A 16,496-nucleotide genomic window follows, 5' to 3' on the forward strand; every position below is an offset into this window, starting at 1 on the left:
CTAGCCTGCTATTTGTAAAAGGAGCATTATAACTACCCTTTGCACAAGTCCTAATACAATAAAAGCCACAATCGGGGATAAATCTATTCCTGATATAGGCGGTATAAGGTTTCTGAAAGGAGTTAAAATAGGGTCTGTAATATCCTTTAAAGTTTTGCCAAAACCGCTGTACCAGTTCATATTAGGAACCCAGGACAGTAAAATTCTGACTAAAAGAGTCCATATAAGAATTTCAAAAAACAAATTTATACCATTTATAATAATTGCTATTGACATCATAAACGTCCTCTTTTTAAAGTTTCAAAACAGTAACAATTTTTCTGCTCTTGCGGAATAACTTCAATTAAATCGAACAATACTTTCTTCAAATTGGTAATGTTTTTTTCAAATACTTCTATTACGGCGCTATGGCTAACCGGCTCTGTATCGCTTACCAAACCGGCATCATAGTCCGTAACAAGACAAATGGTAACAGGACACATGTCAAATTCTTTCACCAAATGGCTTTCAGGGTAGTTGGTCATTCCTATAACGCTCCAGCCTTGAGAAGTATAGAATTTTGATTCGGCTTTTGTGCTGAATCTCGGACCGTTAATAACAAGCATTGTACCTGTTTGATGAACAGTTACATTATTCTTTTGTGCCGCTTGAACTGCTAAATCACGAAGCTCGGGACAATAAGGGTCTGCAGCGCTAATATGTGTACATATCGGACCTTCAAAGAAAGTATCTTTTCTGCCTGAAGTCCAATTGACAAACTGGTCAACAATGACAAAATCACCCGGTGCAATTTCTTTTTGCAGGCTGCCTACCGCACAAGGCGAAATAACCCTCTTAACCCCTAAAGCTCTCATCGCCCAAACGTTAGCGCGATAGTTAATTTGATGGGGCAAAATTGTATGTTTTCTGCCGTGGCGCGGCAAAAATGCAACTTTTTTATCGCATATTGTACCTAGCATAAGACTGTCTGAGGGTGAACCGTAGGGGGTTTCTATTTGAACTTCTTTAATATCATCTAAAAATTTGTAAAATCCGCTGCCGCCAAAAATACCTATGTCAGCTTTTTCTTTAACGTCATTAAACATAGCCGCTCCTCATCAGACTAAACCGCTTAAAATATTATCACCCAAAATCAATATATTTACAATGCGTTTGACCGTTAAATTTTTTCATGATAACTTTTATCTATAGATTAAAAAGAAACAACGAGGAGTCATCATGCAAGTTATATTAAAAAAAGACGTACAATCAGTAGGCGAAACAGGTGATGTGGTAGAAGTAAAAGACGGTTATGCCCGCAACTATTTACTACCTAACAATATGGCAGAAGCTGCTACAAAAGGAGCTTTGGCTAACAGAGAGAGAAATTTGGTCCGCATCAAAGCCAAAGCTGAAAAATTACATCAGGAAGCCGTAGAAAAAGCGGAAAAAATAAACCTTCTTGAAGTGGTTACAATCGAAGCCAAAGCAGGCGAAAAAGGAAAGCTTTTCGGCGCTGTTACTACAAAGAAACTGGCTGATGTTATTGCCGAAAAATCAGGCATAGAAGTTGACAGAAAAAATATTTCTTTAGACAGACCTATTAACCAAATCGGAAGCTATGAGCTATTGATTAAATTATCTTCAAAAGTTTCTACAAAAATCGGCATTGAAGTAAAAGCCATTGAAATTATTAAAGAATCTATCATTGAAGAAGTACAAGAAACTGAAGAAAATTAATTTTTCCAATACATAAACAAAAAAGGTATAGAATTTATACCTTTTTTTGTGCCAAAATTTCGCTGTTATTTAACCTATTTGTAACGCAGGTATTTTTTTGCTACTATATTATTAGGTTCACAAGGAATTAAGATGAAGAAAAAACAAACCTATATTGTACTCGATGTTGAAACAACAGGACTTGATGTCTATAAAGAAAAAATGATTGAATTTGCCGCTGTAAAGCTGGTTGGCAATAAAATAACAGAAACATTTGAAACTTTAATAAATCCGCAGCAGCCAATAAGACACTCAAGTTTTTTGGTGCATGGTATTTCTCAAGAAGAAGTAGAAAACCAACCCGTTTATGAAGAAATCATGCCCGCGATTTTGGAATTTATAGGGGACTATCCCCTTGTCGGACATAACGTGATTTTTGACTACAGCTTTTTAAACAGAGCGACTAAAAATCTCTACGGAAAAGAACTTACAAATCATATAATAGATTCTCAGGCTATGTTTAAAGAAGTTTTCCCGGAAGAAGCCTCCCACGGGCTGGAAGCCTTAATGACAAGGATGAAGGTTATATTTTCAACAAGACACCGTGCCATGGCTGACACAATGGGACTTGCGCAGGCTTTCCCAAAACTTAAAAAACTCTATGATAAAAAATGCGCCTGGCAGCTTTCGCAATGCGAAAATGTTCCCTATCTGTTTGAAAGATACCTTAGAGTCCAAAATGCCATTCAGGTAATGCAGTCGGAACTTTTGGACTTAAAATCAATATTTAAAGTTTATTTTGAAAACGGCGGCGATGAAGTTATGTCAGTTACCGGCGAAACTTTGGTCTATAACTCTAAATCAGGTTATACTTATGACTTTGAAAAAATCAGACCCTGCCTTGATGAAATTGAATCAATTAATAAAGTCATCAAATTAAACAGCGGTTTATTAGACAGAATGGTTTTGAGTAAAAGTCTTGATGATGATGTAAAAGAAATATTACGCTCTGCAAGGACAGGATTTTCTGAAAACAAAAGCGTTAACATTGTCAAAGCCTCTAAAAACGGTAACGGGAATGGTAACGGCAACGGTAACGGCAGCCACGAAAACGATTAATGATGAGAATTACCGCAGGCAAATTCAGACAAAAACAAGTTAAAACTATTGACTCAAAAAATATAAGACCCTCTCTGTCTAAAACCAGAGAAAGTATTTTTAATATTTTACAAAACCAAACAGAAGGTACGGTTTGGCTGGATTTATTTGCAGGCAGCGGAATTATAGGGCTGGAAGCAGCTTCAAGAGGAGCACAGAAAATTATTTTCGTTGAAAAAAATCCCGGGCATTTTAAACTTTTGAAAGAAAATCTCTCTCAATTTGAATTTGAATACGAAGCTTATTTAAAAGACGCAATAAAAGCCCTTGATTATTTTAAAGAAGACCAATTTGATTTTATTTTTCTTGACCCTCCTTATAAAAGTGATTTAGCTGAAAGTGCATTAAAAATTATTGTATCAAAAAAACTCCTCAATTCGAACGGTATAATCATAATAGAATGCCCAAAGGATAAGGAGTTTGAGGATTTAACCAAGGAATTAAATCTTACAATAAGAACCCAAAAACTTTACGGCGATACAAAGCTTTATTTTATATCGATATAATAATAAACCATCTAATCCAAAGAGCGGGCGGATAATTTCACCATGCCGTCGTATTTTTTATTAATAGTATTGATTAAATCATTGGAAGTATTGAGCCAAAACCCGTTATTGGCAAGAATTTTCACGGGAGAATCTTCTTTTACCGTTATGATAAGCGGATCAGAACCTTTATATTTGATTAAGTCATCTTTAAGAGCGGCTATATCCTCAAACTTCATTGTATGCAAAAACTCAAGGTCAATAATATTTGTGTTTTCAACCATTTTAACTGAATCAACCACAATGCTTGTAGTTTTGCCTTCTTCATCATCACCCCGCTGTTGAAGTTTGCCTGCAATGATTACTTTGGCTTCTTTTTCCAAATAATCGCCGTAAAGCTCCATCTGTTTGCTGAACATTACAAACTCAACACTCCCCGTGAGGTCTTCTATCACGCCTGCTTTAAAAAGCTTACCTTTTTTCGTTGTCAGCATCCTTACACTGCTTAAAAGCCCGCATACTGTTACAGGCACAGCATCAGGAAGGTCTGAAAGCTGAGAAATTTTGTGCGTGGTTAAAAACGGCAAATGCCTTTGAATACTGGATAAAGGGTGTGAAGTTACGTAAAAACCCAAAAGTTCTTTTTCAAACATTTGAATTTCTGTATCGGTAAACTCTTCATCGCTGCCCTGCAAAGTATAATTTCCTGCTTCCTCATCCTCGCCGAATGCAGCAAAAAGCCCCATCTGTCCGCTTTCTTTACGCTGAATTTCTCTTTGTGCCGAGCTTATTACATTGTCGATGTTGTTTACAAGCTGCTTTCTGCTTTTTTCAAGTTCGCCGAAAGCGCCCGCTTTTATAAGACTTTCAAGCGTTCTTTTGTTTAAGCCGCTTACCCTGCTGCAAAAATCGTAAAAAGACTTGAACGGTTTTTCTTTTCTCTCTTTTTCAATCTCTTCAATAAAAGCCATACCAACGTTTTTGATTGAAGCAAGACCAAATCTTATATTATCTTTGTCAGGCGAAAAACTGGCATTAGAAGAATTTACATCAGGGGGAAGCACTTTAATACCGAGTTTTTGGCATTCTGCAATGTATGCCTGGGTTTTTTCCTGGTTATCACTTACGCTTGATAATAACGCGCTAAAATATTCTATGGAATAATGGGCTTTTAAATAAGCTGTTTGATAAGCCAAAAATGCATAAGCGGCGCTATGCGCCCTGTTAAAACAGTATTCGGCGAATTTTTCCATACTGTTAAATAAATCTTCCGCAACAGCTCTGTCAACTTTGTTTTGCACAGCTCCGTCAATGAAAATCGCCCTTTGTTTATCCATTTCGGATTTTTTCTTTTTACCCATAGCGCGTCTTAACAAATCAGCTTGCCCCAGCGAATAGCCGGCGAGAGATTGTACTATCTGCATAATTTGTTCCTGATAAACCATTGTGCCATAGGTATCTTTTAAAATCGGTTCCAAAAGAGGATGGGCATAGGTAACTTTTTCACGTCCGTGTTTACGGTTTACGAAAGAATCAATCATGCCTGATTCCAAAGGTCCGGGTCTGTACAGCGCCACCAGAGCGCCTATATCCTCAAATGCCGAAGGACGTAGGTTTTTCACAAGCTGTTTCATCCCTTGTGATTCAAGCTGAAATACTCCGTCGGTTTCGCCGCTTGACAGCAGGTCATAAGTAGCTTGATCATCAAGCGGAATTTTATTAATATCAATATTTTCGCCAGTCCTGCTTTTAATCATTTTTAACGTTTGGTCAATAATGGTAAGGTTTCTCAATCCCAAAAAGTCCATTTTTAACAGCCCTATAGAGTCAACATCGCTCATAGAGTATGTTGTTACCACTATATTTTCTTTAGTTCGCTGCAAAGGAACAATTTCATTAAGATTGTCTTTAGAAATAATTACACCTGCCGCGTGAGTGCCGTAGTTATTTTTGATACCTTCAATGGAGATTGCAAGGTCAACAAGCTCTTTTACCTGCGGTTTTTCGTCGTACTCTTTTTTAAGCGGCATTCCGTCTTTTAACGAATCAACGAGCTTCATTTTGGGACCTGAAATTACCATTTTTGCAAGTTCGTTTGAAGTTGAGTAATCAATGTCCAAAACTCTCGCAACGCCCTTAAGCGCAGCTCTGGCTGCTAATGTTCCGAACGTAATAATCTGACAAACCCGCTCTTCGCCGTACTTACGTGTAACATAATCAATCGCATCGGCACGTTTTTCGATACAAAAATCGATATCTACGTCGGGCATGCTTACACGTTCGGGGTTTAAAAATCTCTCAAATAACAGATTATGTTCAATCGGGTCTAAATCCGTAATCTCAAGAGCATAAGCAATCAAACTGCCTGCCGCAGACCCCCTGCCCGGTCCTACGGGAATATTATGTCTTTTTGAATAATTGATAAAATCCCATACAATTAGAAAATATGCCGCAAAACCCATTTTTTCAATTGTTTCCAGCTCAAATTTATATCTTTTGTCAAGCTCGGTGGTAATTTCACCGTAACGTTTTTTTAATCCGTCACGAACCAGCTTATGAAGATATGATTCGACCGTAAACCCTGCAGGAACTTCATAATCAGGAATAAGCGTTTTACCGAGTTCCATTATAAGATTGCATTTATCGGCAATTTTTACGGTATTTTCTATGCAGGTGTTAAAGGTGGCATCATCAAGCCAACTGAAAGCTAATCTCAATTCATCGGCGGTTTTGATATAAAATTCGTTATTCGGGAAACGCATTCTATTAGGGTCTTCGTAGGTTTTGCCTGTTTGCAGACAAAGCAAAACATCATGCGCCTTTGCATCTTCGGGTCTGTTATAATGGCTGTCATTTGTTATTACAAGCTCAATATCAAGCTCTTTTGCTATCTTAATCAACTGCGGGTTTGCACGTTTTTGCTCGGGCAAATTATGGTCTTGCAATTCTATATAGTAGTCTTCGCCAAAAAGGTCTTTGTACCATTTCGCCTGCTCTTTTGCTTTTGCATAATTATCCTGCAAAATGTATTTGTTTAACTCTCCGCCAAGACATGCGCTTAAACAAATCAAGCCTTCGTTGTGTTGTTTTAAAAGCTCGTGATTAATTCTGGGTTTATAATAAAAGCCGTCTAAGTTTGCTATACTGACAAGTTTAACAAGATTTTTATACCCTGTTTTATTTTTGGCAATTAAAATCAGGTGGTACATAGGGTTGTTTTTGGGGTCTTTTTCGGACAATTCCCCGGTATGCATATAAATTTCGCAGCCCACAAGCGGCTTTATATGGTTTTCTTTTGCAAATTTATAAAATTCAATAGCGCCGTACATCACGCCATGGTCTGTCAAAGCACAGGCAGGCATATTATTTGCCTGACAAAAACTTATCAGTTCTTTAATCCGGGTTGCCCCGTCTAAAAGACTGTATTCCGTGTGCAAATGTAATGGAACATACTGCATATTCCGAACCTGTACTCCCTAACCATACCTTTATACTATTGTACAATCCACAGAGCTGCGGTGCAAACAAATTATTTTTTGGAGTAAAAAAACTTTAACATAATAACAGCAAGTATTTGAAGGAACACCACACCGTTAAATATAACCATGGAATTTGATTTGAAAATCAAGCCATGTACACCCCACAAAAACGTCGCACTTGCATAAAGCCCAAGCATCCAATAGGAAAAATCTTTTGCGGATTTTGTTTTTAGTACCCTGTAAATTTGCGGCAGATATGCTATAGACATTAAAATGCCCGCTATATAACCGTAAAATTCTTTTGGCATAAGCTTACACCTTAGAAGAACAAGCTGCTATAGCTTCTTTTACCGTATTTACAACCATTTGCTGCTGCTCAAACGTAAGCTCTGCAAACATAGGCAGCGACATAACTTTTTTGGTCTTTTCTTCTGTCACAGGTAAATCGCCTTCTTTACCGCCCAGATAGGCATGTACTTTTTGCAGGTGAAGAGGAACAGGATAATAAATCATCGCTCCGACACCATGGTCTTGTAAATATTTATGGACAGCATCTCTGTTTTCTACCTGTATTGTATATTGATGATAAACACAGTATGTATCGTCTAATTCTTTTGGAGTTACTACTCCTTCTGCGTCTTTTAAAAGTTCATTGTAGCGATAAGCATTTTCCCTGCGTTTTTTATTCCATTCTTCAATGTAAGGTAATTTTACTCGCAAAATTCCTGCCTGAACTTCATCTAAACGGCTGTTAACGCCGATTTCATCGTGATAATATCTGACAGCTCCGCCATGGTTTCTCAAAGCAATCATTCTGTCCGCCAAAAAATCGCTGTTTGTTGTTGCCATACCGCCATCTCCGCAAGCTCCGAGGTTTTTGGTCGGGAAGAAACTGAAACAGTTAATATCACCGAAAGAACCGACTTTTTGACCTTTATACTCGGCTCCTATTGCCTGGCAGCAATCTTCTATTACATAAAGGTTATAACGTTTTGCTACGTCCATGATTACATCCATATCACAAGGCTGACCGTAAAGGTGGACAGGAATAACGGCTTTGGTTTTGGAGGTGATTTTGCTTTCCAACAAAGCAGCGTCAAGGTTAAATGTATCACCGTCAATATCAATAAAAACAGGTGTTGCGCCTACTATACCTATGGCTTCTGTTGTTGCTACAAAAGTAAACGCTACTGTGATAACTTCATCTCCCGGTCCTACATCAAGCGCACGAAGCGCCAAATGCAGCGCATCCGTTCCCGAATTTAACGCAACCGCTCTTTTTACCCCGCAAAAATCCGCTATTTCCTGTTCTAATCCCTTGTTGTGCTTGCCTAAGATATATTGCCCCGATTTTAAAACTTCTAAAACTGTTTTTTCAACATCTGCCTGTATTTGAGCATATTGTTTTGTTAAATCCAAGATAGGTATCATTTCTTTCTCTCCATTTTTTGTCTCATGAAATGATTTTAGCACATTAATTTTAGCGGGGTGAAACTCTTTATATATTCTTAAGACACCGTTTGGAAAAGTTTTGCAAGCACGGACGGAAGTTTGGGAGTTATTAAGGGTATCCTGTTTTACCAATAAAAAAGAAGCCGCTAAATTACTTTTTAGTCAGCTTCTTTTTGATAGTTGATTTTATAAGAACTTAATCTTTATACTTTTTAAAGATTAACGATGCATTATGTCCGCCAAAACCAAATGAATTAGACATTGTTACGTTCAAGTCATCTGTTTTTTGTGCAACATTAGGCACTAAATTAATACCGGCAGGAATAGCTTCATCACGATTTTCCAAATTAATGGTAGGAGGGACTAAATTTTCCTGCATGGCTTTTATACACACAATAGCTTCGGCTCCGCCCGACGCACCCAAAAGATGTCCATGAATGCTTTTTGTAGAGCTGACAAACAAACTGCCGTTTGTTACATAATCACCAAAAACCTTGCATAAAGCTTTAATTTCGGCAACATCGCCAACAGAAGTACTTGTTCCGTGGGTGTTAACATAATTAACATCCTCAGGTTTTATCCCTGCTGTTCTTATAGCGTTTTTCATAGCCAAAGCCGCCCCGTCGCCTTCAGGATGCGGGGCAACAATATCGTAAGCATCGGCAGAAGCGCCGTAACCTATGATTTCGCAGTAGATTTTTGCACCTCTTTTTTTAGCATGTTCAAGCTCTTCCAGCATTAATAAACAAGCGCCTTCCGACATAACAAACCCGTCCCTGTCTTTGTCGTAAGGACGACTGGCTTTTTCAGGTTCATCGTTTCTGGTAGAAAGTGTTCTTGCACTTGTAAACCCGCCCATTCCGAGATTTGTAATAGCAGCTTCTGTTCCGCCTGCAATCATAATATCGGCATCATCATATTGAATAGCTCTGAAAGCATCTCCTATGGAATTTGCCGCTGTTGCACAAGCAGTAACAACAGCTTTATTAGGACCTTTGGCATTGTGGGCAATGGATATTCTACCGGCCGCTATATCGACAATCATCATTGGAACAGTAAAAGGACTGCATTTTGCAGGACCTCTGTTTATAATCAAATGGTGATTTTTTTCAATAGTTTCCATACCTCCGGCAGCGCTGCCCACGAACACGCCAAATCGTTCAGGATTGACATTATCGGCTGTTATGCCTGCGTCGTTGCATACTTCATCAGCAGCAACCATAGCAAGCTGCGTAAATCTGTCCATCCTTTTTGCTTCTTTGGGGTCCATATATTGAGCCGCATTAAAGTCGGTAAATTCTCCGGCTATTTTAACAGGGTGGTTAGTTGCGTCAATTATACTAATGTTTTTAATGCCGCTTTTGCCTTGTTTTACATTATCCCAAAACAAGTCCGCACCAACACCGTAAGGAGTAACAGCACCAACGCCTGTTATAACAACTCTTCTTGGTTTGCAAGTCATTATTAAGTTCCTATTTTAATCTTTTTACGAGTGGCTTTCGATGTAGTCTACAGCGTCTTTAACTGTTTGAATTTTTTCTGCATCTTCATCAGGAATTTCGCATCCGAATTCTTCTTCAAATGCCATTACAAGTTCAACGGTATCCAAAGAATCCGCTCCTAAATCAGCTGTAAAACTTGCTGATTCAACTACTTGTGATTCATCAACGCTTAGTTGTTCCACTACAACTTTTTTTACTCTTTCTAAAGTGTTACTCATTTTAATTTCCTCTTAATTTTATACTAATAACATATAATCATATTTTTTTATTTAATTACAAAAATGCAAATTATGCAAATTTGTAAATATACCTGCAAAAACGGCATAAACAGAGCGCTAAATCACCAAACCGCCGTCTACGCCTAATATCTGACCTGTAATATAAGGTGCATCCGCAACAAAAAATTTAACGGCTTTTGCTATATCGGAAGGCAAACCAAGTTTTTTAAGGGGAATAGCTTCAGCTATTTTTTCACCGTCAAGATTTTTTGTCATATCGGTTTGGATAAATCCCGGGGCAATGGCATTAACCCTGATATTTCTTGCGGCAAGTTCTTTTGCAAGTGATTTTGTAAACCCTATTAACCCTGCTTTTGCTGCAGAATAATTAGCCTGCCCGGCATTGCCGTAAACTCCGGAAACACTTGCCATATTGATGATAACACCTTCTCTTTGTTTCATCATGATTTTTGCAACCGGTTTTGTTACATAAAATGCGCTGCTTAAATTTACATTTATAACCTGTTCCCATTCTTCGTCAGACATCCTGATAAGCAGATTATCGCGTGTAATTCCGGCATTGTTGACCAAAACATCAATTCTGCCAAATTCGTTCATAATATTGTCTATACCGGTTTTAACTTCTTCTTTATTACTCACGTCGAATTGCACGGCCGCTGCGCTGACGCCGAATGCCCGGAGTTCTTTGAGAGTTTCTTCTACGGCGGAAGCATTGGAAGCATAGTTAACAACTATATCAAACCCGGCTTTTGCAAGTTCTAATGCACAAGCTTTGCCTATTCCGCGCGAACCTCCCGTTATAAGGGCTAATTTATTCTCGCTCATAATTTTCTCCCGAATTTGTACCTTTGTTAATTATATTATAAAAATACGTCTATTGCACAAATCTGAAAAAATTTAAGCGCCGCAAGAAATACTAAGTACTATAATATCTTTAAAACCTTGTTTTTTAAGGCTTGTTACTATTTCAGAAACGGTTGTGCCTGTTGTTACAATATCATCAATTAAAATGATTTTTTTCCCGGCTTCGTTTTGAAAATTTACCTTAAAGGCATTATTAAGCGCTTTTTTTCTTTCCGTTATATGCAGTTTGTACATCGGCGGAGTATCTTTTACACGGGTTATAAGATTATTGTTTACCTGAAGGTTGGTTTTGCGTGCAAATTCATTTGCAACAAGTTCCATGTGATTATATTTCCTTTTTTTAAAACGGTGAGGATGGATAGGAACAAAACAAACTTCATAATTTTCTACGGGAATTTTTAACTGTTCAACCAAAGAACGGAGCATTTCGGCAAGTATAGGGGCAAATTCTCTTTTTTTATGGTACTTGATAGCCCGTATAATTTTTTTAATCTCATCTCTGTAAGCAGCTGCATAATAAATATTTATGCCTTGCTTTTTCAAGCTGCCAAAAGACAGATTTTGAATAACTTTATCTTTACAATCGGGGCAAATAATATCACAGGAAAACGTTTTCGCACAAGTATAACATTTCCTTTTATAAATATAGGCAAGAAGCTTTGTAAAAAAATTAATCATAATTGTTAATAATTTATATAACTGATAGAATATATTTAACCACAATTTATGAGGATATAAAATGCACATAATTATAATGCTTCTTTTAATAAGCGTATTGATTTTAGTTCATGAAGCAGGTCATTTTTTTGCCGCAAGAATATTCGGCATAAAAGTGGACAGAGTAGGCTTCGGGCTTCCTATAGGACCTACGTTATTTGAAAAAAAAATAGGTGATATTACATACTGTATACATGCATTTTTAATGGGCGGATATGTAGGGTTTCCTGATGATAACCCCGAAAGCGAAATCCCGAAAGACGACCCCGACAGGATTTCCAATCGTCCTGCTTGGCAAAAAATCATTGTTATTTCAGCAGGTGTTACGGCAAACGTCATTATAGCTTATCTATTGGTAATGTCAGTAGCGTTTTTTGCAGGTGAACTACCGAGCGGGCAATACAAAATCCTCGCAGGCGAAACCGTGGCTAATTCGGCAGCAAGGCAAACAGGTATACAGAAAGGCGACCAAATTATTTCTGTTAACGGTATTGACGTTACAAACCCCATGATTTTTATTGAAACAATCCGAAGAAGCAAACCGGCAGACGGTTTTGTGCAGCAACAAGATATTGAAGCACAAGTTAAAAACATCATGAAGGCTAATCCTGAAATTACAAATGAAAATGCTCCCCTTACTCTGGGTATGGAAATAAAAGTGCCAAAAGCAAGGTCAGAAGCACCTGTTATGCTGCCGCAGGATTTTTATCTCAGAACACAAAAAAAACCTGACGGTATAGCACTTTCTCACAAACATAAAGATTTAAGAGATGAAATAGCCCAAACAGACAAAATATATGCTAACGGCGAATACAGCGTTTATGATATAGCTCTTGCCAGCGCAGACACTTTTCATCCCATTAAAATAACCGTTAAACGTGATAAAAGACTTGTAAAACTTAAAGAAGTATATCCGAATAAAGACGGTATCCTGGGCATTAATTTGCAAATAGGAGAAATGTTTAAACCCGTGGATTCTTTTAAAAGCTTGATGAAAATGTCCAATGATTATATTGTAAGAAACACTATTTTAATGGTAGACGGGCTGGTAAAATTAATTATAGGCAAAGTATCTGCCGACAATCTACATGGCATTGTTGCCATTGTAAAGCTTGGCGGTGACACTATTAAAAATAACGGGATTTTTGACGGTATTCTTTTAACGGCATTAATAAGTATTGACCTTGCCATTATTAATTTATTGCCTATTCCTGCATTAGACGGCGGTCATATTATGTTTATTATTATAGAAAAAATTATAGGCAGACCTTTAAATGAAGAGGTTATAGAAAATATTTCCAAAATCTTTTTCTTGCTGCTGCTCGGCTTGATGGTGGTTATAATCGTCAATGATGTCTTTGCCCTTATAATGAAGAAATTCTAGCAAAAATCAGCTTAATGGTTGAAGAGGTGAAGAGGTGAAAAGCTTAAGGAAGCTCGGCAGCTGGGAAGCTGAGTTTATGTAGGTTAGGTTTTAACCCAACTTACTTGGTAGCGCTATTTACGTGCTTTTTTTCCGGTTTCTCTTTCTTTTTCCAAGGTGCGTTTCACATTATCCAAAGAGATTTTCAACAACATTTTTCTGTTTTTGCCGTCAAAAAACACAAACCATAACTTTTGTTTGGGGTTTTCAATATTAAAAGAAATTTTTCCTGCCATGCGTGAATTAGGCGATAATTTTTTAAACCACAAATCCGTATCGCTAAACGGAGAAGCATGAAAAACAGCCTTCGTGTCATTCATCAAAGCCATATCAAATGTAGACAGCTGCCTGTCTGTTTTATTAACTATACTAAGTGTCAGTGTAATAGTATTCGGTTCACCGAAGGGGTCTTTTTCATAAGTAATATTTGTAATTCGTACATCTAAATTCTCATTAAAAAATTCATTATCCAAAAGCGCTGATTCTTTCATGACCCTTAATTTTGTTTTTTCGGTAAGTTTAACATTAATCTCATCACCTTGTGCAAGCAACACCTCATTGCCTTTTTTGCTCATAGCAACGGCAAGTCCGACAGCACCGCCCACACCTGCTCCGCCGATAACCGTATAGCCCTGACTTGCTACAGCCGCAGGAAGTCCGAACATTTGCAATGCCAGTAATCCGCCCAACGCGCCTCCGCCTAGAGTATAGCCGGCATGAGTAGCCGTAACCTTAGCCGCATTGGCAACAGGATTTCTTTTAGTGGTCATTCTAGCTTCTATCGGAATTTCTCTGCCGTCAGGAGTTACAATATAGTCAAAATTAAGCGTCACATTGGCATCACGGCTAAAACGCTTGGAATTCACAATCTCGATAATTGTGCCGTGGGCAACGCTTCCTGCCGGAACTACAACCCCGTCCTCGGTTTTGATTTCATTTGTAATCTGGGCAAAAAATTCATCGCCTCTGACGTTATTTTCGGTATTAATAATGTTGGCGACAACCATTTTAACCACTGTTCCTTTGTCTAAAACCGTGGTTTTATCGGTTAAAATCTCACTGTCTTCTTTAAACTCATCGTTAATTTGAGCATAACCGCGAAAAACATAGCCATTTTCACCCATTTTAGGGGCTTCCGCACTATAAGACACAGTACCTGCAAAAAGGCTTATAACAAGAGCTGCTGCCGCTAATATATTTAAAGGCTTTCTCATTTCTTCCCCAAGTACTTTATTCCATACTAATATAATATATTATTTTAGACAAATTTTCATCAATCAGGTGATTTAGGAATTGTTAATCTTTGGTATTCAATACAAACCCTTTTGGCAAAAGTTCTTTAATCGTAGTAGTGCAATATCCGTCTTTTGTTTCAAATATAAGCTCCGCATCCGGGCTAAACTCATAAATCCACTGCCTGCAAGCGCCGCAAGGCGGGCAATCAAGCATATTTTCCGCAACTATTGCAATGGCAACAAGTTTAGCTTTTTCACCTGCGGCAACTGCCGTAGAAATGGCGTTACGCTCTGCACAAAGACTTAACCCGTAGCTGGCATTTTCAACATTACAACCCGTATACATATTTCCGTTTTCAAACAAAACGCAAGCCCCGACAGGAAAATTTGAATAAGGAGCGTAAGCGTTTTTGCTTACTTCCTTTGCTTTTGCCAGTAACTCGTCATAATTTATTTTCATAAATTATCCTTTTTTCTTAAGTACATTGTCAGAAGCGGCTTTTACCAAGCCGTAGAAAAGCGGATGGGGTCTTTCCGGTCTTGATTTAAACTCCGGATGGAACTGGCAGCCTACAAACCAGTCATGTTCGGGTAACTCTACCATTTCAACAAGGTTTTTGTTAGGCGACATGCCGGCAAAAACCAACCCTGCTTTTTTAAATTGTTCTATGTATTTGTTATTTACTTCGTACCTGTGGCGATGACGTTCCGAAATAACATTGCTGCCGTAAACAGCATTGGCTTTGGAGCCTTTTTTGAGGTGGCATTCGTATTTGCCTAACCGCATGGTACCGCCGTAGCCTTCTACAAATTTTTGCTCTTCCATAAGGTCAATGACGGGATTGGTGGTACTCTCATCAAATTCCTTGCTGTTAGCGTCTTTTAGCCCGCAAACGTTTCTTGCATATTCAATCACCATACATTGCATACCAAGGCAGATGCCTAAAAACGGCACGTTGTTTTCCCTGCAATATCTGACAACGTTGATTTTGCCTTCTATCCCCCTTATGCCAAATCCGCCCGGAACTATCACACCGTCCAATCCCGCCAAAGCTTCTTTTGCTTTTTCCATATCAAGCAAATCCTCGGAGGATACCCATTGTAAATCGACATTTGCAAGGTTTGCAAACCCTGCATGTTTAATGGATTCAACAACGGAAATATAAGCGTCGGACAGCTTTGTATATTTACCGGCAATCGCAATTTTTACGGTATGGGTAGGGTTTTTCACTTTTTCCAAAAGCTCGTTCCATTCGGTTAAATCAGGCTCCCTGTCCTCCATCCCAAGTCTTTTGATAACCTGAGTGGCAAGTCCTTGTTTTTCAAGCATAACAGGTACTTCGTAAAGATATTTTGCATCTTTGCATTCAATAACAGCCTCAGGGTCAACATTTGTAAACAGAGCCAGTTTATCCCTTTCTGTTTTAGGGATAGATTTTTGGGTTCTGCAAACCAAAATATCAGGCTGAATACCCTGACTTCTTAACGTCATAACGCTGTGTTGCGAGGGTTTTGTTTTAAGTTCGCCTGCAACGTTAATAAAAGGAAGCAGGGTTACATGGATAAACAAAGCGTTTTGGAACCCTGCGCTAAATCTGAACTGCCTTATAGCCTCAATAAAGGGCAAGCCTTCGATATCGCCGACAGTGCCGCCTATTTCGCAGATTACAAAGTCGGTTTTTTTGCCGGATGTGGCTGCCTGTTTAATTCTTGATTTAATTTCATCCGTAATATGGGGAACGGTTTGTACGGTTCCGCCAAGATAATCGCCGCGGCGTTCTTTATTAATAACATTCAGATAAACGCTGCCTGATGTAACGCTGTTTGCTTTACTCAATGTTACATCGGTAAATCTCTCATAGTGTCCCAGGTCTAAATCCGTTTCAGCTCCGTCATCGGTTATGAAAACTTCGCCATGTTGAAAAGGACTCATAGTCCCGGGGTCAACGTTAATATAAGGGTCAAATTTTTGGATAGTAACAGAATATCCTCTTGCTTTTAACAATTTACCTAAAGAAGCCGCTACAATCCCTTTGCCTAAAGAACTTACTACTCCGCCCGTTACAAATATATATTTAGTTGTCATCTCTCACCCTTTTTAAAATATCAATATCCTTTCATTATATTTCAAATCAACAAAAAATTCAGAATGTAAATTTATTTTTACCGCAGGTTATATGACTATTATAAATCTTTTACCGACAGACGATGTATGATATTATATTCTTAAAACAACAATCAGGC

General features: G+C 38.2%; 16 protein-coding genes. 4 read left to right on the top strand and 12 right to left on the bottom strand.

Going from position 1 to position 16,496, the window contains the following annotated elements; translation table 11 throughout:
- Positions 1-279, bottom strand: a complete 279-nt coding sequence (locus PHX18_01155; GenBank protein MDD3593216.1) for a YggT family protein — start codon at positions 277-279, stop codon at positions 1-3.
- On the bottom strand, positions 276-1,085 hold the full coding sequence (locus PHX18_01160; protein ID MDD3593217.1) for an S-methyl-5'-thioadenosine phosphorylase: 810 nt from the start codon (positions 1,083-1,085) through the stop codon (positions 276-278). Before PHX18_01160 ends, PHX18_01155 begins: the two co-directional genes overlap by 4 nt.
- Positions 1,086-1,218: 133 nt before the next feature.
- On the opposite strand from PHX18_01160, the gene rplI reads away from it, so the two are divergent.
- From rplI to rsmD, 3 genes are all read left to right on the top strand, one after another.
- The gene (rplI, locus tag PHX18_01165; protein ID MDD3593218.1) at positions 1,219-1,719 is read left to right on the top strand and encodes a 50S ribosomal protein L9; all 501 of its coding nucleotides are present in this window, start codon (positions 1,219-1,221) and stop codon (positions 1,717-1,719) included.
- A 132-nt stretch (positions 1,720-1,851) separates the two neighbouring features.
- Positions 1,852-2,817 carry a 3'-5' exonuclease gene (locus PHX18_01170; protein MDD3593219.1) on the top strand — a complete coding sequence of 322 codons (966 nt, stop codon included), beginning with the start codon at positions 1,852-1,854 and terminating at the stop codon, positions 2,815-2,817.
- On the top strand, positions 2,817-3,362 hold the full coding sequence (rsmD, locus tag PHX18_01175) for a 16S rRNA (guanine(966)-N(2))-methyltransferase RsmD (GenBank protein MDD3593220.1): 546 nt from the start codon (positions 2,817-2,819) through the stop codon (positions 3,360-3,362). Before PHX18_01170 ends, rsmD begins: the two co-directional genes overlap by 1 nt.
- 11 nt (positions 3,363-3,373) lie before the next feature.
- On the opposite strand, the gene PHX18_01180 is transcribed toward rsmD, so the two are convergent.
- The 7 genes from PHX18_01180 to PHX18_01210 form a co-directional block, all read right to left on the bottom strand.
- Positions 3,374-6,799: a DNA polymerase III subunit alpha gene (locus PHX18_01180; protein ID MDD3593221.1), complete on the bottom strand. Its 3,426-nt coding sequence runs from the start codon at positions 6,797-6,799 to the stop codon at positions 3,374-3,376.
- Between the two features lie 71 nt (positions 6,800-6,870).
- On the bottom strand, positions 6,871-7,128 hold the full coding sequence (locus PHX18_01185) for a PQ-loop domain-containing transporter (protein MDD3593222.1): 258 nt from the start codon (positions 7,126-7,128) through the stop codon (positions 6,871-6,873).
- 4 nt (positions 7,129-7,132) lie between these two features.
- The gene (locus tag PHX18_01190) at positions 7,133-8,251 is read right to left on the bottom strand and encodes a DegT/DnrJ/EryC1/StrS family aminotransferase (GenBank protein MDD3593223.1); all 1,119 of its coding nucleotides are present in this window, start codon (positions 8,249-8,251) and stop codon (positions 7,133-7,135) included.
- 217 nt (positions 8,252-8,468) lie between these two features.
- The gene (gene fabF, locus PHX18_01195; protein ID MDD3593224.1) at positions 8,469-9,734 is read right to left on the bottom strand and encodes a beta-ketoacyl-ACP synthase II; all 1,266 of its coding nucleotides are present in this window, start codon (positions 9,732-9,734) and stop codon (positions 8,469-8,471) included.
- A 24-nt stretch (positions 9,735-9,758) separates the two neighbouring features.
- Positions 9,759-9,992 carry an acyl carrier protein gene (locus PHX18_01200; protein MDD3593225.1) on the bottom strand — a complete coding sequence of 78 codons (234 nt, stop codon included), beginning with the start codon at positions 9,990-9,992 and terminating at the stop codon, positions 9,759-9,761.
- Positions 9,993-10,109: 117 nt separating this feature from the next.
- Complete coding sequence (gene fabG / locus PHX18_01205; GenBank protein MDD3593226.1) at positions 10,110-10,838, bottom strand: 3-oxoacyl-[acyl-carrier-protein] reductase; 729 nt, start codon at positions 10,836-10,838, stop codon at positions 10,110-10,112.
- 72 nt (positions 10,839-10,910) lie between these two features.
- Positions 10,911-11,555 (bottom strand): ComF family protein, encoded by a 645-nt coding sequence (locus tag PHX18_01210; GenBank protein ID MDD3593227.1) that lies wholly within the window; start codon positions 11,553-11,555, stop codon positions 10,911-10,913.
- 61 nt (positions 11,556-11,616) lie between these two features.
- On the opposite strand from PHX18_01210, the gene PHX18_01215 reads away from it, so the two are divergent.
- Positions 11,617-12,978, top strand: a complete 1,362-nt coding sequence (locus PHX18_01215) for a site-2 protease family protein (protein MDD3593228.1) — start codon at positions 11,617-11,619, stop codon at positions 12,976-12,978.
- 113 nt (positions 12,979-13,091) lie between these two features.
- On the opposite strand, the gene PHX18_01220 is transcribed toward PHX18_01215, so the two are convergent.
- The 3 genes from PHX18_01220 to PHX18_01230 form a co-directional block, all read right to left on the bottom strand.
- On the bottom strand, positions 13,092-14,231 hold the full coding sequence (locus PHX18_01220) for a hypothetical protein (GenBank protein MDD3593229.1): 1,140 nt from the start codon (positions 14,229-14,231) through the stop codon (positions 13,092-13,094).
- Positions 14,232-14,313: 82 nt separating this feature from the next.
- Positions 14,314-14,712, bottom strand: coding sequence for a cytidine deaminase (locus tag PHX18_01225; GenBank protein ID MDD3593230.1), 399 nt, complete (start codon positions 14,710-14,712; stop codon positions 14,314-14,316).
- 3 nt (positions 14,713-14,715) lie between these two features.
- Positions 14,716-16,338: a CTP synthase gene (locus PHX18_01230; protein MDD3593231.1), complete on the bottom strand. Its 1,623-nt coding sequence runs from the start codon at positions 16,336-16,338 to the stop codon at positions 14,716-14,718.
- Positions 16,339-16,496: the final 158 nt, after the last annotated feature.

It is taken from the genome of Candidatus Gastranaerophilales bacterium (assembly GCA_028696075.1).
Lineage (GTDB): Bacteria > Cyanobacteriota > Vampirovibrionia > Gastranaerophilales > JAILCC01 > JAQVHS01.

Bases quoted from the DNA above. Each gene is read 5' to 3' on its own strand.
- rsmD (MDD3593220.1), top strand. From the start codon at position 2,817: ATGATGAGAATTACCGCAGGCAAATTCAGACAAAAACAAGTTAAAACT.
- PHX18_01190 (MDD3593223.1), bottom strand. From the start codon at position 8,251: ATGATACCTATCTTGGATTTAACAAAACAATATGCTCAAATACAGGCA.
- PHX18_01215 (MDD3593228.1), top strand. From the start codon at position 11,617: ATGCACATAATTATAATGCTTCTTTTAATAAGCGTATTGATTTTAGTT.
- PHX18_01210 (MDD3593227.1), bottom strand. From the start codon at position 11,555: ATGATTAATTTTTTTACAAAGCTTCTTGCCTATATTTATAAAAGGAAA.
- PHX18_01225 (MDD3593230.1), bottom strand. From the start codon at position 14,712: ATGAAAATAAATTATGACGAGTTACTGGCAAAAGCAAAGGAAGTAAGC.
- PHX18_01160 (MDD3593217.1), bottom strand. From the start codon at position 1,085: ATGTTTAATGACGTTAAAGAAAAAGCTGACATAGGTATTTTTGGCGGC.
- PHX18_01170 (MDD3593219.1), top strand. From the start codon at position 1,852: ATGAAGAAAAAACAAACCTATATTGTACTCGATGTTGAAACAACAGGA.
- PHX18_01200 (MDD3593225.1), bottom strand. From the start codon at position 9,992: ATGAGTAACACTTTAGAAAGAGTAAAAAAAGTTGTAGTGGAACAACTA.
- PHX18_01185 (MDD3593222.1), bottom strand. From the start codon at position 7,128: ATGCCAAAAGAATTTTACGGTTATATAGCGGGCATTTTAATGTCTATA.
- fabF (MDD3593224.1), bottom strand. From the start codon at position 9,734: ATGACTTGCAAACCAAGAAGAGTTGTTATAACAGGCGTTGGTGCTGTT.
- PHX18_01155 (MDD3593216.1), bottom strand. From the start codon at position 279: ATGATGTCAATAGCAATTATTATAAATGGTATAAATTTGTTTTTTGAA.
- PHX18_01230 (MDD3593231.1), bottom strand. From the start codon at position 16,338: ATGACAACTAAATATATATTTGTAACGGGCGGAGTAGTAAGTTCTTTA.
- PHX18_01220 (MDD3593229.1), bottom strand. From the start codon at position 14,231: ATGAGAAAGCCTTTAAATATATTAGCGGCAGCAGCTCTTGTTATAAGC.
- PHX18_01180 (MDD3593221.1), bottom strand. From the start codon at position 6,799: ATGCAGTATGTTCCATTACATTTGCACACGGAATACAGTCTTTTAGAC.
- fabG (MDD3593226.1), bottom strand. From the start codon at position 10,838: ATGAGCGAGAATAAATTAGCCCTTATAACGGGAGGTTCGCGCGGAATA.
- rplI (MDD3593218.1), top strand. From the start codon at position 1,219: ATGCAAGTTATATTAAAAAAAGACGTACAATCAGTAGGCGAAACAGGT.